This window comes from Rhizobium sp. L51/94 (genome assembly GCF_019355555.1).
Classification (GTDB): domain Bacteria; phylum Pseudomonadota; class Alphaproteobacteria; order Rhizobiales; family Rhizobiaceae; genus Rhizobium; species Rhizobium rhododendri.
Genome location: NZ_CP072141.1, coordinates 2,754,688 through 2,778,141 on the forward strand (window position 1 = coordinate 2,754,688; position 23,454 = coordinate 2,778,141).

Here is a 23,454-nt window from a genome sequence, read left to right on the forward strand (position 1 = left end):
GAAAGTGGTAATGTTTTGGTACCGCCCATTGTGCAAAATTGCACTTCGCGCGGATTGTAATGTGGATGCCGATGCCTTGTTAAGGAAATCGGTAGTACGGCTGGCGAGATGTTGCGTATCGGATCTTGGCGGATTTTCGAAATGCAGGGTCGGCCGGAACGAGTGTAACGAGGCGTATCCGTATGGCGAACAACAAATACAGCGAGTCGGTTGAAGACAAGGCTTTCAAAGCTTTGGACGAAGCGCTGCAAATCGATTTCAGCGATGACGGAATACCAGCTCGCACCGGACCTGCGCCGCGTGCAACGGAGGCAGATTTGGCCGAGACCTCGAATGCGCGTGCACGGCAGGCAAAGGAAGAAGCGGCTCGCAAGGCCGCCGCAGCCCGCGGAACTGCCGGGCGACCGGGCGATACCCCTCGCAATCAGATGTTCGAACCCGCCAACGATACCAGCAGGGCCAGCCCCCAGTCGATCCTGCGCTCGCTGGACAACGCCTCCATCGGCGGCGCCATCCGCAATGCGACGATCTTCTCGGTCATCTGGCTGATTGCCGGCATCGGTCTGACGAGCGTCATCTATTCCCCGCCTATCTGGCAGATCCGCTCGCTCGCCGAACTCGTGGCCCTGCCTGGCGTGATCGCCTGCATCATCGGGATCCTTGTTCCGATCCTGCTGTTCTATGCCTTTGCCATCATGCTGTCGCGCGCCCAGGACATGCGCAACGCCGCCCGCTCCATGGCTGAAGTAGCACTGCGCCTCTCCGATCCCGAGACAATCGCCTCCGAGCGCATCATGACGGTCGGCCAGGCCGTACGCCGCGAAGTCTCCGCGATGAACGAAGGCATCGAGCGCACTATCGCCCGCGCCACCGAACTCGAGACCCTCGTCCATTCCGAAGTCAACGCGCTCGAGCGCAGCTATGCCGACAACGAAATGCGCGTGCGCGGCCTCGTCCACGAACTCGGTTCCGAGCGCGACGCCATCGTCAATCACGCCGAGCGGATCCGCTCGTCGATCTCGGGCGTCCACGAGCAGATCAAGGAAGACATGTCGCTCGCCACCGAGGAAATCGCCATTCGACTGGCGACCTCGGGTGAAGCTTTCGCGACCCTGATGGACACGCGTGCCGCTGCTCTCTCGGAAAAGTCGAACGCAGCCCTGCAATCGCTCGGCTCGCTGCTAGCGGCCAAGACCGACAGCCTCATCGAAAACCTGAGTGCTTCCGGCTTCGCCTTGAACCAGGAATTCGATACGCGCCTGGAATCCCTCTCCACCACCCTGTCCGAACGCGGCAAGAAGCTTCTCAGCCAGTTCGAGACACGCGCCTCGACGCTGGACGCCAACACCGACAAGCTGAATGCCGCGCTCAACGACCGCGCCCGCCAGTTGAACGAAACCCTGATCGCCCGTACCCGCGAAATTAGCGACAGCCTGAACAGCGGTGAACGCGGCATCACCGGTACCCTCGACAACGTGCTTGCAAAGCTCAACAGCGCACTTGACGAAAAGGGAGCCAGCTTCCGCCAGAGCCTGCAGTCGAGTGTCGACGACACCGTCATGGACCTAGACCTTCGCTCCGGCTTTTTCGAAGAGCGTCTGCAGTCGACGGTCGCGCAGGTGTCGACAAGCTTCGACGAACGTGTCGCGGAATTCGCAACGGCATTCGACAAGCGTGCCGGCTCGCTCGACAGCAAGCTGATGGAAAGCCTTGCGCGCATCAACGAAACGCTGGCCGGCGGCTCGGAAGCCATGGACGGCATCCTTACCACCAGCATCGAGCGTATCGGCTCCTCGCTGACCGACCATTCCTTCGCACTCGCCACAGCCCTGTCGACCGGCCATGAGGTGCTCGAAAGCGCCATCGGCTCGAAGGCAGCCGAAATTACCTCGGCGCTCGAAAGCCGCACCAGCGAATTCACCGCTGCGTTGCGCGGCGCGACTGGCGACGTTGCAGCCGTGCTCGGCACGGGCTCCGAAGAGCTGCAGGCAGCCCTCAGCGCCCGCACAGAGCAGCTGACGTCGGCACTTCGCGGCGCCACGCTCGAACTCTCATCATCCCTCACCACAGGCAGCAACGAACTGAGCAGCACCATCGCAGCCCGCTCAGCCGAGCTGACATCGGCGCTGACAGCCGCCACGACCGATGTTTCGTCGGCCGTCATTTCCGGCACCGAGACCCTGAATGCCACGTTCGAGGGTCGCGCCGAGGCACTGAGCGAGGCGCTTGCCGCCCGCTCCGGACAGTTTACCAGCGTCATCGAAACAGCCACGTCCGAACTGACGACGGCGCTGTCTTCCGGTACCCACGAACTGACATCGGCCTTTGTCGGCCGCACGCAGGCGCTCAACGACACCCTGTCGGCGCGCACCGGCGAAATCACCCAGACGCTCGGCTCCGCCCACGAGCGGATCGATGCCGTCATGGCCGAGCGCAGCGGCGCGCTTTTCAATGCTCTGTCGGACAGCCAGTCGCGCTTCGAACAGACCCTGGCCAGCCGTTCCGAGACCATCGTCAGCGCCGTTTCGGACAGCCACGAACGCCTGACAGACGCACTGGACGAGCGCACCATGACGCTCGCCATCTCGCTCTCCGATAGCCAGGAACGCCTCGAGCAGACCCTTGCCAGCCGCTCCGAGACGCTTTTGGGCGCAGTATCGACGACCCACGAGCGTCTGACCGATGCCCTGGACGACCGGACGATGGCTCTCGCCATCGCACTGTCCGAAACCCAGGAACGCCTCGACCAGACCCTGGCGAGCCGCACCGATGCCTTCACCAATGCCGTTTCCGACAGCCGCGACCGCCTGACGGAAGCGCTGGACGAGCGTGCCATGGCACTTGACATCTCGCTGTCCGAGACCCAGGAGCGGCTCGAACAGACCCTGACCAGCCGCACGGACGCCTTCGCCGCTGCCGTTTCCGACGGCCGCGAACGCCTCACCGAAGCCCTGGACGAACGCGCCATGGCGCTGGCGATCTCGCTGTCCGAGACCCAGGAGCGGCTTGAAAATACGCTCAGCACACGCGGCGATGCCATCGCCACGTCGGTTTCCAGCGGTCACGACCGCATGCTGGAAACCCTGGATAACAAAACCCGCGTCCTCGCGCAGACCTTGGCCGAAAACCACGCCCTGCTCGACGAGACACTCGGCGTCAGCGTCGAGGCGATCAATGCCGTCGTCTCCAGCAGCCACAGCCGCCTCGGCGATGCTCTCGACGACAAGACCATGGCGCTCGCCATCTCTCTCGAAGAGTCCCAGAACCGTTTCGACAGCGCGCTCGAAGCCCGCACCAACGCCATTCTCGACAGCGTTGCTGGCGCAGAATCCCGCATCGCAGGCACCTTCGGGAAGGAAGCCGAGACAATCCGGGCAGCCTATGTCGACAATCACGAGCGCCTCGACCAGGCTCTCGGTGCCCACACCGAACGGCTGGCCAGCGTCCTCAACAACGGCGGCGAACGCCTCGAAACCGTGGTCGGCCAGTCGACCGCGCGCGTCGAGAATGCGCTTGCCGACACCACGGGCCGCCTGGAAGCCACCATCGGCACCGGACTTGCGCAGATGGACCACAGCCTCGAAAACGCCCACGAGCGCCTCCGCACGACGCTCGACCAGCGCGGCAACGCCATCCAGCAGACATTGCGCGACGCCCACGAGCAGATCGACGGTACGCTCGCCGAACAGGCCATGACCATCGGCACGTCGATCGCCACCAGCGTCGGCATGATGGAAATGTCCCTCGAAGAGCACGAAGCCTCGCTTCGGGGTGCCATCGACACCAGCGCCCGCTCGCTCGAGGAACGCCTGCAGAGCAGCGCCGGCGCCATTGCCGGCAGGTTCCAGGACGCCGCCGGTGAAATCATCCGCTCGGCCGAAACCTTCTCGTCGCACCTGACGGCCTCCGTGGAAGGCATGACGACGCGCTTCGAAGACACGGGCTCGCGCGTCGAGTCCGGTCTCGTCGGCATCGAACACCGGATCCGCGATGGTATCTCCGGTGTCGTCGAACAGGTCGACGCTGCCGGTAACCGGCTGGCGGAAAGCCTCTCCGGCAGTGTCGAGCAGATCGACCGCGCCACCAGCGAGGCAGCTGCCCGCCTGACGGAGACCCTCGACGGACGCACTGCCAACCTCAGCAACGCCATGGAAACCGGTACCGCCCGCATCGACGAGCGCCTGTCGACCATGGATCGCGCGCTCAATCTCGGCCTCGATGCCGTCAACCGCACCATCGAGGGCAAGGCCACCGCGCTCGCAACGACGCTGCGCACGGCAGTTGCCGACGCTGCGCAGGGCATGGACAACGAGGCCACCCGCACCGCAGAGCTGCTCGCCAGCACCGGCCAGCAGTTTGCCGACAACCTCGGCAACCGCAGCGAAGACTTCACCCGTACGATGGAAGAGCGCTCGCAGGACATCGTCCACCGCGTCTCCGAAACCCAGAACCGTCTCGCAGGCCAGGCGGCAGCCGTCGCCCAGACGTTCTCCGAGGCCGGCAACATCATCGTCAACAAGGTTGCCGAGGCTGAAGGCCTTGTCGGCAACCAGGTCACGGCGCTGTCTGCCGCCCTCTCCGAGGTCGAACAGTCGCTCGAAGCCCGCGGCGCATCGCTGCGCTCGGCCCTTGCCGGCACCGGCGAGGAAATTGCATCGACCATGGCCCGCGTCGAACGCGCGCTCGAGGATCGCAGCACCGCTATCCGCACCAGCCTCGACGAACGCAGTCGCGACATCGATGCGACGCTTTCGGATGTCGACAAGACACTCGAAGCCCGCACCCAGCAGATGCGCTCCACACTGGCCGGAACAGGCGAACAGATTGCCTCCAGCCTGACGCGCGTCGGCGAAGCCCTCGAGGAACGCACCAACGCCATCCGCACCAACCTCGACGACCGCGCCCGCGATATCGATGCGACGCTTGCCAATGTCGACAAGGCGCTGGAAGCACGCGGTTCGTCCATTCGCAACAGCCTCGACGACCGGAGCCGCGACCTGAACTCCATGCTGGCCGGCCGCTCCGCCGAACTGGTACGCATCATCGACGAAAAGGCCCGCCCGGTGGTCGACGCCTACGCTGCCACCGGCGAACAGGCAGCCGAGCGCATCGCGGCGGCAGCCCAGCAGGCAGCCGAACGCCTGCGCACCGAGAATGCCGCCTTGGTCAATGCCATTGCGTCGCGCACCAACGAGACGCTGGCCGCCATTTCCGCCCGTACGGAAAGCGTCACCAGCACGGTCGATGCGCTGGAAACGAGCCTGCTTTCGAATGTCAACGGCCTCATCGAACGGCTGGGCGACAACAACTCGGCGATCGTTGCCATGCTCAACCGCGCCACGCACGATCTGGCCGAAGTCGATACACGCCTCGGCTCGACCAGCACGCGCTTTGCCGAGAGCGCCGGCAAGGCTTCCGAACTGGTCTCCGCCTCGACCCGCCTGCTCGAAGGCAAGATCGACAAGCTCAGCGACATCTCGATCCACACCCTGTCGCAGGTCGGCGGGATCATCAGCCGCTTCGACGAGCACTCCAAGGTCCTGACCCAGGCATCGCAACTTCTGGGCGCCGCCCAGTCGAACCTGATGTCGACGCTGGAAGAGCGCGAAAGCGCGCTGGAAGGCCTCTCGGTCGGGCTCGTGCAGCGCTCGGAAGAGATCGAAAAGACCCTGCGCGCTGTCGGCTCCATCGTCGAAACCGCATTCGACCGCGCCGAACAGCGTTCCAATCAGGTATCGGGCAATCTGCGCCAGGGCGTACAGGCCTCCGTCGCCGATATCGGTCGCGTGCTGTCCGAGACGGAAGCCCGCGCCCAGCAGACGGCCGAGACGATGCGCGATGCGCTCGCCAAGGCCGGCCAGGAAGCAAACGATGCGATCGAGGGCACCTTCGCAAATGCCGAGCGTCGTTCCAACGAACTCACCAGCCGCCTGCGCGGCGGGCTGACAGCGTCGATGTCGGATGTCGAGAACATGTTCTCGGAAGCCGGCAAGACGACCGACAATGCCGCCTACTCCATGCGCGAAACCCTGCGCGTTGCCGTCGAGGAAGCCATCGACCGCTTCTCCGGGGCCACCGACGAGATCCGCCGTTCGGCCGGCGATATCCGCAAGGAACTCGACCTCACCCGCACGGAACTGAAGCGCGGTGCCTTCGACCTGCCGGAAGAAGCCAAGGAAAGCGCCGCTGCCATGCGTCGCGCCGTGGCCGAGCAGATCAAGGCCTTGCAGGACATCTCGCAGATCGTCGGGCGCTCGTCGCAGCAGCTGGAAATCGCAACGCCTGTGACACGGGCTTCCGCCCAGCCGCAGCGTGTCGCTCCCCAGCAGGCAGCCGTCGCGCCGCAGCCTCAGCCAGCTGCAACGCAGCCGCAGCCGGTCGCCCAGCAGCGCCAGCCGATTGCCCAGCAGCCTGCACCGCAGTTCCTGCAGCAGCCGGAAGCTGCCGCTCCGCAGCGTCCTATCGAGCCGATGGGCCTTCGCGGCACCATCGCTGCCGACCGCGCACCACAGGCTCCCCGCCAGCCCGCAGCAACGCCAACGACGCCTGCCCGCCAAGACCAGGCCGGCGGCGGTTGGATCAGCGACCTGTTGCGCGGCGCATCGCGCGACGACGCGGCCGACACGGCACCGGCCCGCGCACCCGCCCCGCGCGCTCCCGCCGAGACCGCCGCCCAGGCACCTCGCTCCGGCGATGCCAGAAACCCGCGTCACGTCGTGGAATCGCTGAACTCTCTGTCGGTCGATATCGCCCGCGCCATCGATCACGACGCATCGGTCGACCTCTGGCGTCGCTACCAGCGCGGCGAACGGGATGTCTTCACCCGCCGTCTCTACACGCTGAAGGGTCAGCAGACCTTCGACGAGATCAAGCGCAAGTATGACCGCGAGCCGGAATTCCGCACCGCCGTCGACCGCTACATCGGCGACTTCGAAAAGCTGCTCGCAGACGTTGCCAGCACGGACCGCGACAAATCCGTCACCCAGTCCTACCTGACCTCGGACACCGGCAAGGTCTACACCATGCTCGCCCACGCCGCCGGCCGTTTCAGCTGACAACAGCACCCCGCATAAACTGAAAAATCCCTGGTCATGAGCCAGGGATTTTTCGTTTCACGGTAGGTGGTTAATGATCAATCCAGCCGCTGCTCAGCGCGCGGCCACGACGCTGAGGATGAGGCCGCTGGTGGAGCCGACCATCAGGAAGCTTCCACCGATGCGGACCCATCGATAACCATGGGGCGGCGTCTTCAGGCGGTAGCGGGTGTAGTCGAGGGGGACCGCGTGGTTGCGGTCGGAGGGTGAAAGCCGATGGCCGCGCGTCCAGCTCCCCTTGTGCAGAACAGGCCGATGAACATCCTTTGATGACGTCGCGGCAAGGGCTGCAGGGGCTTGCGCCAGCGGTGCAATCAGGCACGCCGCAGCAAGCAGCGCGGTGATCGTCTTCTTCATGGGCTTTCCTCGTAGTTTTTTACGTCTTTTAGACGCGCAGCCTTACCTGAAAAAGGTGACGGATCGCGGTCAAATATATTAAATTTTGTCAATGCAGTCAGGCGCGACCCGCTATGGGGCAGGCCGGCCAGGCAAACATGGCCCGCGACGTCCGTCAACCTAGAGGATATCGTAGTTGAACCAGTCGAAATCTGCGGCTTTCGCCCGACCAGAGAGATCGAAGGCAAACATGCCGACAAAGGCGCCGGTGAACGAGCCGTGCTCGCCACGCCCGCCCTCGTCCGAGATCACGCCGGCGTCTAGCACCGGCCCGATCGCCTGCCAGGCGCCCATGCCCTCGGCCTGCCAGTAGAACTGCAGGTCGTTGTCGCACACCTCGAGAGAGAGCTGCACTCGTCCATCGGGAACGGCGACGCCGCTGCCAACCGGGAAGCTCAAACGTCCCTCGGGATAATCGCCCGGGCATGAGAGAATGGTCAGGCACCTCCCGAGTTCTTCATGCACGGTCACGGCGAGCGCATGAAATTTGAAGCGGTTATAATAGTGGGTCAGGCCCGCTACCTGTTGGTAGGTATCCGGCAGAAACTCGATCACGGTTTCCGCCTGGAACCGATGATGCTCCTGCCGACGGGCAACCAGCGATTGCTCGAACCATGAGCCTATGCTTTCGCGGCCGAACAGCCGCAGATGGCCTGGCCGCTCTGTGAGACTGAACAGCAGCTCCGGCCTCGGGGTGCGAAGCCACTGGAAATCGGCCGGCAGCGTCGGTCCGTCGAAATTCGCGCCGCTGCGTCGCGGCTTGTCGAGGGGAACAGCACCGGCAAGGCCCGGAACGTCCACGTCGCCCACCACGGTGCCGTTTGCGAGATAGAGCCAGTCATCCTTCCAGACGCATTTCTGCAGGGCCGTCTCGCGGCCGAGTGTGGAGCGACGCAAGGGCGCCAGCGGACGGCCACAGAGGTGGGTGTGATAGGCTCCACCGTCAGGGGTCTCGACATATTGCCCATGCCCGGTGCGCTGCAGGCCTGCCTCCGGGTGATCCTTCGCAGTGATCAGGTGGCTGTCCGGATGCAGTTCGTAGGGGCCGGCGATATCGCGCGCGCGCGCCATGGTGACGGCATGGTCGTAGCCGGTGCCACCCTCGGCGGTCGTCAGGTAATACCAGCCGTTGCGCTGGAACAGGTGCGGACCCTCGACGAGACCGAGCGGGCTGCCGGCAAAGATGTTGCGGATCGGGCCTTTGAGAGACTTGCTGGCGGCATCGTATTCCTGCAGCAGGATACCGTCGAAGGCCGGCGATTTCGGCGAGCCGCCGAAGCTCTCGCTGCGGTGGTTCCACTGCATGTTGACGAACCACTTGCGACCGTCGGCATCGTGAAACAGCGACGGGTCGAAGCCCGACGAATTGACATAGACCGGATCCGACCATTCGCCCTCGATGGTCTCTGAAGTCACGATGTAATTATGGGCGTCCTTGAAATTACCGTCGAGCCGTTTGACATCGGTGTAGACCAGCCAGAAAAGCCCATCGGCATAGGAAAGGCAAGGCGCCCAGACGCCGCAGCTGTCCGGATTGCCGCGCATGTCGAGCTGCGCCTGTCGCTCGAGCGGCCGGCGCACCAGCGTCCAGTTCACCAAGTCGCGCGAGTGATGGATCTGCACACCGGGATACCACTCGAAGGTAGATGTGGCGATATAGTAGTCGTCACCGACGCGGCAGATGGACGGGTCGGGATTAAAGCCAGGCAAAATAGGATTGTGGATCATCGGTCTACCTCCTCCAAGGCGATGAAAGCGCCGCCCGCAGGCGACGCCTCAGTTCGAACTATCGGCACACAGTCACCGAGCGGCGACTATTCAAGCTCGGCCGACTTGGCCCAGAGGTTGATATCGGCCTCCTTGGCATAAACGTCGATTTCACTCAGCTCCTCGGCGGTGAAATCGGCGTTGTCGAGCGCCTTGACGCAATCGACGATCTGCGACGAACGGCTGGCGCCGATCAGCGCCGAGGTCACCCTGCCGCCGCGCAGAACCCAGGCTATCGCCATCTGCGCCAGCGTCTGGCCGCGCTTTTCGGCAATAGCGTTCAGCTTGCGGATATTGTCGAGGATCGACGGGCGAATGAATTCCCGCTTCAGGAAATGGTCCTGCGCGGCACGGCTGTCTTCCGGAATACCGTTCAGATACTTGGTCGTCAGCATCCCCTGCGCCAGCGGCGAAAAGACGATGGATCCCATGCCGACGTCGTCCAGCGTGTCGAGCAGCTTGTCGTCCTCGACCCAGCGGTTGAGCATGGAGTAGCTCGGCTGGTGGATGAGGCATGGCGTACCCAGCGATTTCAGGATCGCGGCCGCCTCGCGGGTCCGCTGGGAATTATAGGACGAGATGCCGACATACTGTGCCCGCCCGGAGCGGACGATGTAGTCGAGCGCGCCGCAGGTTTCCTCGAGCGGTGTGTCCGGGTCGAAGCGGTGCGAATAGAAGATGTCGACATAGTCGAGGCCCATGCGCTTCAGGCTCTGGTCGCAGGAGGCGACGAGGTACTTGCGGCTTCCCCACTCGCCGTAGGGACCCGGCCACATGTTGTAGCCGGCCTTGGAGGAGATGATCAGTTCGTCCCGCAGGCCGGCAAAATCCGTGCGCAGGATTTCGCCGAACGCCGTTTCGGCCGAGCCCGGAGGCGGGCCGTAATTGTTGGCAAGATCGAAATGGGTGATGCCGAGATCGAAGGCGGTGCGGCACATGTCGACCTTGCGGTCATGGGACGTGTCGCCACCGAAATTGTGCCACAGGCCGAGCGAAACGGCCGGCAGCTTCAGGCCGGAACGGCCGGTGCGGTTGTACTTCATCTTCGAATAGCGGTCTTCCGCCGGTTGCCAGCTCATCGATATCTCTCCCATGCTCGAACGCGGGCTGTTCAGCCCGCGCGCACAATAGCTTCCGCCAGCTTTACTTCAAGAGCGCCTGTGCCTCTTCGATGCCGAGTGCTGCCGGCTGGCTGCAGGTGGTCGTCAATTCGATAAACCGGTTATCGGCGCCGGAAGTCAGGATCGACGTCATGACATCGACGCCGTGCAGCGTACGGTCGAGCGAGCACCGGGCATCGCGCCCGTCGATGAGCGAGGCCGCCATGTCGGCGAGCCCGGCGGTGCGATAATTGGCGCGCGGACCCTGCGGACTTTCCTGGTTGGCGATGCCGAAGGGATGGTCCCATGCATCCAGCGTCTTGATATCCTTGTTGCGACCGCTGGCTTCGACCGTTCCACCGAAGAAATTCGGATCGGGCACGTAGAGCGAGCCCTCGGTGCCGTAGAGCTCGATGCTGCCGTGCCGATGCGACCAGACGTCCCAGCTGGCCGTCAGCGTGATGGTCGCGCCGCTGACGAATTCCAGCAACGCCTGGATGGTCGTCGGCGTCTTTACCGGAATGATTTCGCCATGACGTGGCTGGCTGGTGATCGTGCGGGTCTCCGACGCCATCGAGGTCATCGCTCCGACGCGCTTGACGGGCCCGATCAGGTTGATGAGATCGGCGACATAATAGGGGCCGAGATCGAGGATCGGGCCGGCGCCTGGCAGGAAGAAGAAGTCAGGGTTTGGATGCCACATCTCCATGCCAGCGCTCATGACATGGCAGGTGCCCGACGTGATCCGGCCGATGCCGCCGTCGTCGATGAACTTGCGCGCCAACTGGTGGGCGCCGCCGAGAAAGGTGTCGGGAGCGCAGCCGACGGCGAGCCCCTTTTCCGTCGCAAGACGCCGCAGCGTCTCGCCCTCTTCCAGCGTCAGCACCAGCGGCTTTTCCGAGTAGACGTGCTTGCCGGCTTCGAGGATACGCTTGGAGACCGCGAAATGGGCGTCCGGGATGGTCAGGTTGACGATCACGTCGAGCTCGTCGTTTGCGAGCAGCTCGTCGATCGTTTGTGCCCTGACGCCAAATTCCTCCGCCCGAAGCTCCGCCGCACCCATGTTGATGTCGGCGCAGGCGAGCACCTTCAATCCCTTGAAGAGCGGTGACAGCGTGAAATAGGTCGTTGAGATATTGCCGCATCCAATGATGCCGACACCGAGTTCCTTGGCCATGATGAGCCCTCCGATCAGTAGGTCTTGAACGATGCGATAGAGCGCGTCACGACGCGGTCCAGATCGTTGGGATTGTCATGCTCCACCACATAATGGCGGGCGCCCGTCGACTTCAACGCCTGCATCAGCTTGGCCCAGTCGAGCGTGCCGTGGCCAACGTCGGCCCAGCCGCCCTCATCCGTGTTTTCGCCGGCTGGCGCGATGTCCTTGACGTGGACGGCGGTGATGCGCGCACCCAGGGTCTCGATCCAGGCGAACGGATCGGCGCCGCCGCGCACTACCCAGGCGATATCGGCCTCCCACGAAAGACCGGGGCCACCGGCCATGATGTGTTCCATCGGCGTCGAGCCATCGGCAAGCTTGACAAACTCGAAATCATGGTTGTGCCAGCCGAAATCGAGGCCGGCATTCTTGAACCGGCGGCCCGCCGCCTCCAGCCGGGCGCCAAATGCATGCCAGCCCTTTGCGTCCGAGGGCCGCTGGTCAGGCATGATGTGCGGTGCGTAGATCGACTCGATGCCGAGCACGCCGGCGATCTCGAGGGCACGCTCGGGGTTGCTCTCCAGCAGGTCGAGGCCGAAGTGTCCGGTCGGCATGGTGAGGCCGTTACTGTCGAGATCGGCACGCATCGCCTTCAGTCCGGCATCGTCGAGGCTCGCATACATCGCGCCATAGCCCTCGACCTCCTTGTAGCCGGCCTTGGCAACCTTGGCGAACACGTCGGAAAACGGCGGGAACTCGCGGGCGCTGTAAAGCTGAAAACCAAGTGTCGTCATTGCTTTCTCCTCCATGGCCGTTCGGCCTGTCGTCTTGGCCGGCTTGTGCCGGTCGGGGTGCCGCCGATGGCAGCAACGTGATTGGGGTCAGTCCAGCGATTGGCAGGACTGCAGGTCGTAGAAACGGAAATCCGGCAGGGCGTCGGGCGCCATCGGCAGCGACGGCATGAACCTGACCAGCCGCGTCTCGCCTGCTGTAAGATCGAATGCGTTGTCGGAATAGCGCCCGTCTGTCTCGCTCTCGATCATGACGAAAAGTGCAAGTCCGCTGGCGGTGAGCGTCATTTCGACCGCCCCGTCCTCCGCGCGCTCGATGCGCCGGACGCTGAGGCCCGATGGCTCGAGTTCCAGCGCCTTGTAGGTACCGTGGACATAGTGTCCCTGCCCGCCCATGCCGTTCGAAGCTGTGAATGTCCATCCGAGAAGGCAGCCGGGAGCAATCGCCGCAGCATCGACCTCGAAGGCAGTGACGGCAGCATCAGGACCGCAGGTCGCCTGCACCGACGTCATCGGCCTGACCTCGCCGGACATGGTGATGATGTGCAGCGCCAGGTCGATGCTGACCTCGTCAAGCGTGTCGTTGACGACGGACATCCGGATCGTCGCCTTGTCCTCGCTCGGGATCGCGGCGACGGCGACAGGCTGGAAGAAGCGTCGCACCATGTAGTGCATCGCCTTCCAGCGCCCGCCATAATCGAGGCTGGACCACGACGCGACCGGCCAGGTGTCGTTCAGCTGCCAGTAAATCGTCCCCATGCAATGGGGCTTCAGCGAGCGCCAGTAATCGACCGCCGTCTGGATCGCCAGCGCCTGCTGGATCTGGCTGAGATAGACGAAATTGGCGAAATCCTTGGGGAAGCGGAAATAGCGGAACATCGTTGCCGCGATCCGCTGGTTGCCGCCGGCGTTCTTCTGGTGAAGCTCCATCACCGGCGATGCGACGTTCATGTCCTTCGGCTCGGCATAGGTCCGGATGACCGGCAGCGAGGTGTAGGACTGAAAGCCGAATTCCGAGCAGAAGCGCGGGCGCACGGAGCGGTAATTGTCAAAGCTCTTGTTCTCGTGCCAGACCGACCAGTAGTGCATGTCGCCGGAGCCATCGGCATGCCAGGCATCGCCGAAATCGAGATAGCCCGAGGCCGGGCTCGACGGCCACCAGATCGCCTCCGGCGCCGCCTGCTTCATGGCAAGCTCGATGGTCCGGTTGAGCCGGTCGTATGAGACCAGGTAGCGGTCGCGATCCTTGCGCGATTCCTCGAACCAGGTGAGAGCGCCCACCAGTTCGTTGTCGCCGCACCAGAGCGCGATCGAGGGATGGCTGGCCAGACGCTTTACCTGATACGTCACCTCGGCCGCGACATTGTCGAGAAAGTCCCCGGTCGAGGGATAGAGATTGCAGGCGAACATGAAGTCCTGCCAGATCATCAGGCCAAGCCGGTCGCAGATGTCGTAGAACCAGCCGGCCTCGTAGAAGCCGCCGCCCCACACCCGGATCATGTTCATGTGCACATCGGCTGCAGACTGCAGCAGGTCCTCGGTCTTTTCCCGGCTCGAGCGCGAGAACAGCGCATCGGCGGGGATCCAGTTGGCACCGCGGCAGAAGATCTCGCGACCGTTGACCTTGAAGGCAAACCGGCTGCCGGCCGCATCCTTGTCGGTGATCAGTTCGATGGTGCGAAGACCGATCTGCCGTGTCACCACCTCGTTTCCGGTTTCGACCGACAGCCTGTAGAGCGCCTGCTCGCCGCTGCCGGCAGGCCACCAGAGCCTCGGTTCGTCGATATGGAAGACGTGGGTAATGGCGGTCTCGCCGGCCACCACGCCGCAATCAAGCCGCACCCGCTCGCCGTCCAATTCGAAATAGAGCTGTGCCACCCCCTGCCGGCCGGCAAACAAGGCCGCCGTCACCAGGAGATCGACGGTGCCGTCGTCGTTGTGCATCTGGCGCGTCGTCACGCTCTCGATCCGCGCCGTCTCCAGCCGGCGCAGCGCTACCGTGCCGTAAAGTCCGAGCGGCGCGATAGCGATATTCCAGTCCCAGCCGAAATGGCTCTGCGGCTTGCGCAGCATGTTGCCGTTGGCGATGGGCGAATTGCCGGGATGGTAGGGGATGTAGAAGGGCTGCTTCTCCTGCAAGGCGGCGCCGACTGCAATGCTGGAATGCAGCACGATGCTGAGCGTGTTTTCACCGGGTCGCAGAGCCTTGGAAACATCGGGACGATAGCGGCGAAAGCAATTGTCCGCCTCGAGCACGACGGTATCGTTGATCGTAACGGTCGCCACCGTATCGAGAGAGTCGATATCGAGATACCAGTCGCCGTCGACCTTGCCGAGAACAAAGCGCCGTTGCAGAACCCAGTCACGATGCGCCACCCATTGGACGATCTCCTCGTTGCGCCCGACATAGGGATCGACAATGATGCCGGCCGCCTGCAGTGCCGAATGAACGTCGCCGGGGATCTGGATTTCAGCCTGGTGGTCACTGCCCGGCGATGTCAGCTGCCATGCGCCGGCGAGATCGATCGTAGTTTCTGTATCCGTCATGCCGTCATTTCCTAAATTCAACGCCGAAAGCGCCTCTCGCTCTTTCTTCGCTCAGTCCTCGGCCAGCTGGGCATGCCTCAGCGGCGCTGAAGCGCCGACGGAGACCCGCAACCCCTCGCCCCTAGATCCGCAATTCTGTCGCAGCATCGAAGACCGAGGCCACGGACATATCGAAAATCAGCTTGATCGCCGCACCCGGCTTGAAGCGTCGCGCGCCGTTGATGCGCACCGACATGATGTGGCCGGCATGCTTGATCCACAAAAGATTATCGGCCCCCATCGGCTCTTCGATATCGACGACCGCATCGTGGACTTCAGCACCGGGACCGGCGGCCTCGTTGACCCCGATATGCTCCGGACGCAGCCCGAGCACGACCTTGCGACCCGCCACAAGCGGCTCGGAAGCCGCATAGCCGTCGAGCGTGAAGTCCACGCCGTTGGTCGTGAAGGCCACCTTGCCGTCCCGCTCGACCAGCTCGCCACGCAGGAAGTTCATCGACGGCGAGCCGATGAAGCCGGCGACGAACAGGTTGCGCGGCGCATTGTAGATCGTGGTGGGATCGTCGAGTTGCTGGATGACGCCGTTCTTCATGATGGCGATGCGGTCGGCAAGCGTCAGAGCCTCGATCTGGTCGTGGGTGACGTAGATCATGGTGTTCTTCAGCGCATGGTGCAGGCGCTTGATTTCGACGCGCAGTTCGGAGCGCAGCTTTGCATCGAGATTGGACAGCGGTTCGTCGAACAGGAAGACATCGACGTCGCGCACCAGCGCCCGGCCGATGGCAACGCGCTGCCGCTGGCCGCCCGAGAGTTCGGCCGGCTTGCGCTTCAGCAGCGGCTGGATCTGCAGGATCTCGGCAGCCCTTGCGATGCGCTTTTCGATCTCCGCCTTCGGCAGACGCGCCACGCGGAGGCCGAAGGACAGGTTCTTTTCGACCGTCATCTGCGGATAGAGAGCGTAGGACTGGAACACCATGCCGATGCCGCGGTCCTTTGGCTCTTCCCAGGTGACGTTCTTGTCCTTGATGAAGATCTGGCCGTCGGAGATGTCCAGCAACCCGGCAATGCAATTCAAAAGCGTCGACTTGCCGCAGCCGGACGAGCCGAGAAGCACCAGGAACTCGCCGTCCGCGATTTCGAGGTTGAGGTTCTGCAGGACATTGACCGCGCCGAAATTGAGCGACAGATCGCGAATGGAAACACTGGATGTCATGATCAACCCTTTACTGCGCCGGCGGCAATGCCCCGGACGAAAAGCCGTCCCGAGACGAAATAGACGATCAGCGGAACGAGGCCGGTGAGGATCGTCGCGGCCATATTGACGTTGTATTCCTTCACGCCCTGAACGGAATTGACGATATTGTTCAACTGCACCGTCATCGGATAGAGATCGGGCGTCGTGTAGACGACCCCGAACAGGAAGTCGTTCCAGATACCGGTGACCTGCAGGATCATCGCGACGACGAAGATCGGCAGCGACATCGGCACCATGATCTTGAAGTAGATGCCCCAGAAGCCTGCGCCATCGACGCGGGCCGCCTTGAACAGTTCCTGCGGCAAGGATGTGAAGTAGTTGCGGAACAGCAGCGTCAGGATCGGCATGCCGAAGACAGAATGCACCAGCACCAGTCCCGTCAGCGAGCCGTAAAGCCCGATCGAGCGAAGCATGATGACGATCGGGTAGAGCATGACCTGATAAGGCACGAAGGCGCCGAAGATCAGGATCGTGAAGAACAGCTGCGCTCCCTTGAAGCGCCAGTTGGCGAGCGCGTAGCCGTTGACCGAGGCGATTGCGATCGAAATCAGCACCGACGGCAGGGTGATCCTGACAGAGTTCCAGAACCCGCGGCTCAGTCCGTCGCAATTCAGACCGGTGCAGGCGGAGGACCAGGCCTTCACCCAGGGCTCGAACGTAATCTCCATCGGCGGAGAGAAGATGTTGCCCATCCGGATCTCGGGCATACCCTTAAGCGACGTGACGATCATCACGTAGAGCGGCAGGAGATAGTAGGCCGCAACGACGAAGAGCGTGCCGTAGAGCATGATGTTGCGGGGCGAAACGATCCGCCGGGGCTTGGCACCGCTCGGGCCGGAAAGCGTACGCGGTGCCGCCATGCCGGGGGCTAGTTGATTGACTGCGAGCACGTCAGGCATTCTTCCGGCCTCCGCCAAATTCGAGGTAGGCCCATGGGACGACGACGATCACCACCGAGATCAACATCATCGTCGAGGCCGCGAAACCCTGACCGAGATTTTGCGCCAGGAACATGAGGTCGTAGACGTATTTGGCGGGAACTTCCGAAGCGATCCCGGGCCCGCCACCCGTCTGCGCGACAACCAGGTCGTAAAGTTTGACGATGCCGCTGGTGATGATCACCAGCGTGGTGATGAAGACCGGACGCATCATCGGGATGATGATCAGCAGGTAGGTTTTCCACATCGGGATGCCGTCCACCCGGGCAGCCTTCCAGATATCCTCGTCGATACCGCGCAGGCCGGCGAGCATCAGGCACATGACGAGCCCGGTGCCTTGCCAGAGACCGGCGATCAGCACACCGTAGATGACAATTCTCTGGTCATAGAGCGGATCGAAGGTGAAGGTCGAAAAACCCAGGCTGCGCACGATGTGCTGGATGCCGAATTCCGGGTTGAGGATCCACTGCCAGACAAGCCCCGTGACGATGAAGGACATCGCGAACGGGTAGAGGAAGATCGTTCGAAACGTGTTTTCGAACCGGATCTTCTGGTCCATCAGGGCCGCCAGCAGGAAGCCGATCAGCAGGCTGAAGATCAGCGACAATATTCCGTAGATCGCCAGGTTCTCGATGGAGATCAGCCAGCGCTGCGTCCCCCACAGCCGGCGGTACTGGTCCAGCCCGACGAAATTGAGCCGGGGCAAAAGCTTCGAGTTGGTGAACGAATAAACGACGGTCCAGATCGTTCCGCCGGTGAAGACGCAGAGCGCCGTCAGGATCATCGGGATGGAAGCGACCTTGGCGTTGAGATTTTTGAAAAGCTGCCTCGGGCGAGCATTCTGGGGCATGGGGGCCTCGCGGTCCTGTCTCGGAAAGAGTGGCCGGCCCTGCGGGGGCCGGCACCAAAGCGAGCTTATTCGGCGCTGCCGATGATTTCGGCATAGCTCTTTTGCGCATCTTCGGGCTTGATGCTGGCGTCATTGAAGAACTGCGTCATCAGGTTGTTGAGCTGCGTCGTCGTGTCCGGAGTAATCAGTTCGTCCGTGCTTTTGACGACATTGCCCTTCTTCAGGACAGCCAGCCCCTTCTTCATGCAGTCATTGGCAGCCGTCAGGTCGACGTCGCCACGAACTGGCATGGAACCCTTCTTGAGATTGAAGGCGAGTTGGCCTGCAGGCGACATCATCACAGAGGCGAGCACTTCCTGCGCCTTGGACTGGTCGACGTTGGCAAGCTTGGGGAAGTAGATCGAATCCCCGCCCGTGCTGATGTACGGATCGGCGGCACCGAGATCGACGAGGCATGTATAGTCCTTGCCGGCGACCTGGTTGGCGACCTGGAACTCGCCCTGCGCCCAGTCGCCCATCGACTGCGCCCCGGCCTTACCGGTGATCACGAGGTTGGTTGCCTGGTTCCAGTCCTGCACGTTGGAACCCTTGGCCAGCTTGCGGGCGTCGTCCGCAGCCTTGAAGATCTTGGCCATCTCCGGACCGGCCGCTGCCTTTGCGTCCTTCTTCTCATAGACATTGAGATAGAGGTCCTTGCCGCCGAGTGCGAGAAGCAGGTTGTTGAACAGTCCGGTGACCTGCCAGGACTGCTGACCCAGCGCCAGCGGAAGAATGCCGGCCTTTTGCAGCGCCGGACCGGCCGCGACGAATTCATCCCAGTTCTTCGGAACAGCAACGCCAGCCTTTTCGAAAGCTGCGTTCGACAGCCACAGCCACTGCCAGGCATGGATGTTGACCGGTACGCAATAGATCTTGCCATCGACGGTGCATCCGTCGAGAAGCGATGGCGGGTTGATGACTGATTTCCAGTTTTCCTTCATCGCGACATCGTTGAGATCGCGCATCAAGCCGGCCTGGACGAGCTCTTCTGCCTGCCGACCATGGTTGAACTGCGTGGCCCCCATCGGCTTGCCGCCGGTAATGCGCGAGACCATGATTGGCCGGGCTGTATCACCGGAACCGGCAATGGCACCGTCCACCCAATGGTTGCCTGTCGCATCGAATGCTTTCGCAAACTCCTTGACCGCCGCAGCCTCCCCGCCGGACGTCCACCAATGCGTCACTTCAAGATCTGTGGCCTTCGCCGAAACGGCCGAAAGCGCCACGGAAGCCAGCATGGCGACCGTCAAAAAACGCATATTCATGAGTTCTCCTCCCTCACTGAAACGTTACAGTAAAAACGTAGAGCAATCGTTTTGAGGGCGCAACTACCTGGGTGCAATTTTCTCAGAAAAAAGCCCATCCTTCCCATTGTGAGCATCTACCAAGCAAAAATGAGTGTTGCGCTCAGCAAAAAGGCAAATCGGCTCCAGGCCGAAAATTATTATCAATACATTGATTTAATGTATTTTTCTGAGCTATTCGACCCCTTCATTTCGGTGGTTATTTCGCGGTCGCACAAATTTGCGGCATTGCAGCGGAGATAGGAGAGATGGAGAGCTCCCCTGAAGAAAGGCAAAATATGGGCTCGACAACGCAGCTGTATCGTTACAGATTTAGGGCTTCAGATCGCCACCGGCCCATCCGTTGACGCTTGCGGTCCAAGCGCCATCATATTAAGGCGTCCCATCAGGAACGGCGTTGGACAGCATGGACAATCAAGAAAATTCAGAAGGAGACCGGCGCCCAGCCGCAATCCGCGAACGGCCGACCCTGAAAACCATCGCCTTCATGACGGGCCTCGGCATCACGACCGTTTCGAGAGCGTTGAAGGACGCCTCGGATATTGGTGCGGAAACGAAGGAACGGGTCAAAATGGTCGCCCGCCAGCTCGGCTATCAGCCGAACCGCGCGGGTGTGCGCCTGCGCACCGGCAAGACCAACGTCATCGCCCTGGTGCTCAGCATTGACGAGGAAATTCTCGGTTTCACCAGCCAGATGGTATTCGGCATCTCCGAGGTCCTATCCGGAACGCAGTATCACCTCGTGGTGACACCCTATTCCCACGACCGCGATCCGATGATTCCCGTCCGCTACATTCTCGATACGGGGTCGGCCGACGGCGTCATCATTTCGCGCACGGAGCCGGACGATCCGCGCGTCCGGTTGCTGGCCGAGCGCAACCTGCCCTTCGTCACCCATGGCCGCACAGACATGGGCATCGTCCACCCGTTCCATGATTTCGACAACGAGGCGTTCGCCGAGGAAGCGGTCAGGGCGCTCACCGCCAAGGGCCGCCGCCGCATTGCCCTGCTGCCTCCGCCGGCGCGGCTGTCCTATTACACCCACACGCGCAACGGCTTCCAGAGCGGCTTGCTCCGCTATGGTGCCGAGGAAGTCCCGCTGAAGATCACCATCGATGCGCCGCTGGAAGACATCCGCAACGCTGTCGAGCAGCTGATGCGCTCCCCGAATGCGCCGGACGGTATCGTCTCCACAGCCGGCGGAGGTGCCATTGCCGTCAATGCGGGCATCGAGGCAGCCGGCCTGCGGCTCGGACACGATATCGATATGGTCGCCAAGCAGTCGAGCCATATCCTGAACTGGATCAGGCCCGAGATCGTCACGATCTACGAGGACGTGCGTCACGCCGGCCGCGAACTGGCACGCTCGCTCATCCGCAGCATCGACGGCACCGGGCCGGCCGAGCTGCAAAGCATCAGCGCCCCCGTCTGGCCGGACGCCTCGTAGACGACGTCGCGACTTCAGCCGAACCCAACGAGAAGAGCCCGCCGAAACGCTTGGCGGGCTCTCTCATTTTTTCCATGGCAGAGTGGCTGAAATCAGCCTTGCGCGCCGCTGCCCCAGGGGCCGTGGTGGATATCCTTGCCATCGACCCGGTCGAACCCGTGTGCGCCGAAGAAATCGCGCTGGGCCTGGATCAGGTTGGCGGTACCCCGCGCCTGGCGATAGGCGTCGAAATAACCGAGTGCCGAGGCGAGTGCTGGAACCGGCAGACCGGCAGTCACGGCGGCGGAGACGATGCGGCGCAGCGATGGCAGCGATTCCTTGACCATGTCGGAGAAGGCCGGCGTCACTACCAGGTTGGCGGCATCCGGCGCCTTGGTGAAGGCGCTGGTGATTTCATCGAGGAACTGCGAGCGAATGATGCAGCCGGCGCGCCAGATCTTGGCGATGACCGGCATCGGCAGCGACCAGTCGAACTGGCGCGATGCCTCGGCCATGACGGCGAAGCCCTGCGCATAGGCGCCGATCTTTGCCGCGAACAAGGCCATTTCCAGATCGTTCAGCAGGTCGGCGCCAAATGTCATCGGAAATTCGTTTGTCGGTGCGCCGAAGATCTTTTCGGCAGCCTCGCGCTGCTCTTTCATCGACGACAGGCTGCGGGCAGCCACGGCTGCCTCGATGGCGGTTGCCGGGATGCCCATGTTCTGCGCTTCGATCACCGACCACTTGCCGGTGCCCTTCTGGCCGGCCTTGTCGAGGATGATGTCGGGCATGGCAGTCCCGGTGGTCGGATCTTTTGCGGCAAGCACCTTCTCGGTGATCTCGATGAGGTAGGAGTTCAGACGACCCTTGTTCCAGTCGCCGAAAATCTTGCTGATCTCGTCCGCGCTCTTGCCGAGACCGTCGCGCAGGATCCCGTAGATCTCGGCGATCATCTGCATGTCGGCATATTCGATGCCGTTATGGACCGTCTTGACGAAATGGCCAGCACCGTCTGTGCCGAGCCAGGCGCAGCAGTCCTCGCCGTTGTATTTGGCCGAAATCGAGGTCAGCACCTTTTCGACGCGCTTGTAGCTCTCCTCGGTGCCGCCGACCATGATCGACGGGCCGTGCCGGGCCCCCTCCTCGCCGCCGGAAACGCCCATGCCGATAAAGGTCAGCTCGGTGTCCTTGAGGCGGTCGAAGCGGGCCATGGTGTCGCGGAAATTGGCGTTGCCGGCATCGATCATGATGTCGCCCTTGGACAGATGCGGCTGCAGCGCCGCCATCTGCTGGTCGACGGGCTCGCCGGCCTTGATCATGATGATGATCGGCCGTGGCGGCCGGATGGCCTCGACGAACTCCTCGATCGTCCGGCACGGGATGATCTGCTTCTTGAGGTCTCCCGCACTCTCGTAGAACTCGTCGGTGACCGAAGCTGTACGGTTGAACACCGCGATGCGGTTGCCTTTTTCGGCAATGTTCAGTGCGAGGTTTGACCCCATGACCGCGAGGCCGATGAGACCGATTTCTGCCTTTTCCACGACAACTCTCCCTTGTTGAAACTTGGACGGACTTTGTCGCACCACCATCGGCCATGGGCAAGCCTTGCCATGTTCAAAACGGATCGATTGACAGAACCAGGCAGGATTACCGTAGGATCGGGCAAGGTGTTTTGCGGCTGCAGATTGCGGCACTTCGCCTGGATCGCGGAACCGTATAGGAACAACAGGACGACGGGAGGAAAAGATGTCCACAATGACGGCAGAGATTGTCCACATCACCATCCGTCGTGACTGGCGGGAGGTCTACGACTTCGCCTCGAAACCGGAAAACATGCCACTCTGGGCATCCGGCCTGGCGACCGCCTTCGTGCCCGACGGTGCCGACTGGATCGCAGCCGGAGCGCTTGGTACCGTGCGGATCGCCTTTGCGCCGCCAAACGACTTCGGCGTCATCGACCATACCGTCACCGAGCCTTCCGGCCGGCAATTCTACAATGCGTTGAGGGTCGTACGAAACGGCGACGGATGCGAGATGATGTTCACCCTGCTGCGCGTCGAAGGCATGACGGATGCGCAGTTCGAAGCCGATGCTAATCACGTCGCCAGGGATCTGGCGACGCTGAAGGGGCTGATGGAGAGCGAGGCTCTCTAGATGCTTTTCAGCGTCCAGTCGACGATCTGTGCCGAGACGGATGCGAAGGCCCTGTCTAGCGACTTCACATAGGCGTCGTTGGTCGTGCCGGTCGTTGGCACGGCGACGCGGAAGACGTCTTGCTTGCGCACGGTGCCGGTCTTGTCGTTGAGGATCTTGGCCGAGATCTCGACGACTGCCGCCTGCTTGGTGGTATCGATCTCGAACGCCCGGATATCGGTCACGACCTGATAGTCGATTGCCAGACCCTGGCCGGGAACGCCGACGCCGCCGACCTTGCCGGAATTCTCGAAGGCTTCGACCAGCTTCGACTGCACCATGCGGCTGAGCTTGTCGCTCCACTGCGCCTTGGCGAGATACTGCAACTCGGAGCCGCTGACCCTGACGACGATCTGGTTGCTGTCGATAGCGCTGAGCGCCGTCGGTGCCGGTACCAGGATCTGCTTGCCATGGGCTGCCGGACCCTTGCCGCTGACATTGGCAGCCAGATCGAACGTATCGTTCTTGGCACCGCTGCCGCAGGCTGTCAGCAGCGCTGCAAGCACTGGCAAAGCCACGACGGACCTGCGTGCCGTCAACCAACCCTGAACCGAACCAAATTCCAACATGCTGCGCCTACCCCTTGAAACCTTGC

General features: G+C 62.5%; 15 protein-coding genes. 3 read left to right on the forward strand and 12 right to left on the reverse strand.

The features are described 5' to 3' along the window. The first annotated feature begins 182 nt into the window (after nt 1-182). On the forward strand, nt 183-7,055 hold the full coding sequence (locus J5274_RS13570) for a hypothetical protein (protein ID WP_142822884.1): 6,873 nt from the start codon (nt 183-185) through the stop codon (nt 7,053-7,055). A gap of 93 nt (nt 7,056-7,148) precedes the next feature. Here J5274_RS13570 and J5274_RS13575 read toward each other — a convergent pair whose 3' ends face one another. The 10 genes from J5274_RS13575 to J5274_RS13620 form a co-directional block, all read right to left on the reverse strand. Beyond that, nucleotides 7,149-7,451: an RcnB family protein gene (locus tag J5274_RS13575; protein ID WP_142822885.1), complete on the reverse strand. Its 303-nt coding sequence runs from the start codon at nt 7,449-7,451 to the stop codon at nt 7,149-7,151. Between the two features lie 159 nt (nt 7,452-7,610). Beyond that, nucleotides 7,611-9,218, reverse strand: a complete 1,608-nt coding sequence (locus J5274_RS13580) for a glycoside hydrolase family 43 protein (protein ID WP_142822887.1) — start codon at nt 9,216-9,218, stop codon at nt 7,611-7,613. An 86-nt stretch (nt 9,219-9,304) separates the two neighbouring features. Beyond that, nucleotides 9,305-10,336 carry an L-glyceraldehyde 3-phosphate reductase gene (mgrA, locus tag J5274_RS13585; RefSeq protein ID WP_142822889.1) on the reverse strand — a complete coding sequence of 344 codons (1,032 nt, stop codon included), beginning with the start codon at nt 10,334-10,336 and terminating at the stop codon, nt 9,305-9,307. 64 nt (nt 10,337-10,400) lie between these two features. Next, nucleotides 10,401-11,534 carry a Gfo/Idh/MocA family protein gene (locus tag J5274_RS13590; protein WP_142822891.1) on the reverse strand — a complete coding sequence of 378 codons (1,134 nt, stop codon included), beginning with the start codon at nt 11,532-11,534 and terminating at the stop codon, nt 10,401-10,403. A 14-nt stretch (nt 11,535-11,548) separates the two neighbouring features. Continuing rightward, nucleotides 11,549-12,310, reverse strand: coding sequence for a sugar phosphate isomerase/epimerase (locus J5274_RS13595; protein WP_142822893.1), 762 nt, complete (start codon nt 12,308-12,310; stop codon nt 11,549-11,551). Nucleotides 12,311-12,397: 87 nt separating this feature from the next. Further along, nucleotides 12,398-14,854 (reverse strand): glycoside hydrolase family 2 protein, encoded by a 2,457-nt coding sequence (locus J5274_RS13600; protein WP_219274636.1) that lies wholly within the window; start codon nt 14,852-14,854, stop codon nt 12,398-12,400. A gap of 121 nt (nt 14,855-14,975) precedes the next feature. After that, nucleotides 14,976-16,067 (reverse strand): ABC transporter ATP-binding protein, encoded by a 1,092-nt coding sequence (locus J5274_RS13605; protein ID WP_142822897.1) that lies wholly within the window; start codon nt 16,065-16,067, stop codon nt 14,976-14,978. Nucleotides 16,068-16,069: 2 nt separating this feature from the next. Further along, nucleotides 16,070-17,008, reverse strand: coding sequence for a carbohydrate ABC transporter permease (locus J5274_RS13610; protein WP_142822899.1), 939 nt, complete (start codon nt 17,006-17,008; stop codon nt 16,070-16,072). After that, on the reverse strand, nt 17,001-17,897 hold the full coding sequence (locus J5274_RS13615; RefSeq protein WP_142822901.1) for a carbohydrate ABC transporter permease: 897 nt from the start codon (nt 17,895-17,897) through the stop codon (nt 17,001-17,003). The genes J5274_RS13610 and J5274_RS13615 overlap by 8 nt, the downstream gene beginning before the upstream one ends. Nucleotides 17,898-17,962: 65 nt before the next feature. Then, nucleotides 17,963-19,201, reverse strand: coding sequence for an ABC transporter substrate-binding protein (locus J5274_RS13620; RefSeq protein WP_142822903.1), 1,239 nt, complete (start codon nt 19,199-19,201; stop codon nt 17,963-17,965). A gap of 445 nt (nt 19,202-19,646) precedes the next feature. On the opposite strand from J5274_RS13620, the gene J5274_RS13625 reads away from it, so the two are divergent. Further along, the gene (locus J5274_RS13625) at nt 19,647-20,687 is read left to right on the forward strand and encodes a LacI family transcriptional regulator (protein WP_142822905.1); all 1,041 of its coding nucleotides are present in this window, start codon (nt 19,647-19,649) and stop codon (nt 20,685-20,687) included. A 92-nt stretch (nt 20,688-20,779) separates the two neighbouring features. Here J5274_RS13625 and gndA read toward each other — a convergent pair whose 3' ends face one another. Beyond that, on the reverse strand, nt 20,780-22,207 hold the full coding sequence (gndA, locus tag J5274_RS13630; RefSeq protein WP_142822906.1) for an NADP-dependent phosphogluconate dehydrogenase: 1,428 nt from the start codon (nt 22,205-22,207) through the stop codon (nt 20,780-20,782). A 205-nt stretch (nt 22,208-22,412) separates the two neighbouring features. Here gndA and J5274_RS13635 point away from each other — a divergent pair, with 205 nt between their 5' ends. After that, entirely contained in the window at nt 22,413-22,820 is a 408-nt protein-coding gene (locus J5274_RS13635; protein WP_142822908.1) for an SRPBCC family protein, read from the forward strand. Here the strand turns inward: J5274_RS13635 and J5274_RS13640 are convergent. Beyond that, nucleotides 22,817-23,428, reverse strand: coding sequence for an ABC-type transport auxiliary lipoprotein family protein (locus tag J5274_RS13640; RefSeq protein WP_219274637.1), 612 nt, complete (start codon nt 23,426-23,428; stop codon nt 22,817-22,819). The two genes, J5274_RS13635 and J5274_RS13640, sit on opposite strands and share 4 nt — an antisense overlap. Nucleotides 23,429-23,454 lie beyond the last annotated feature (26 nt).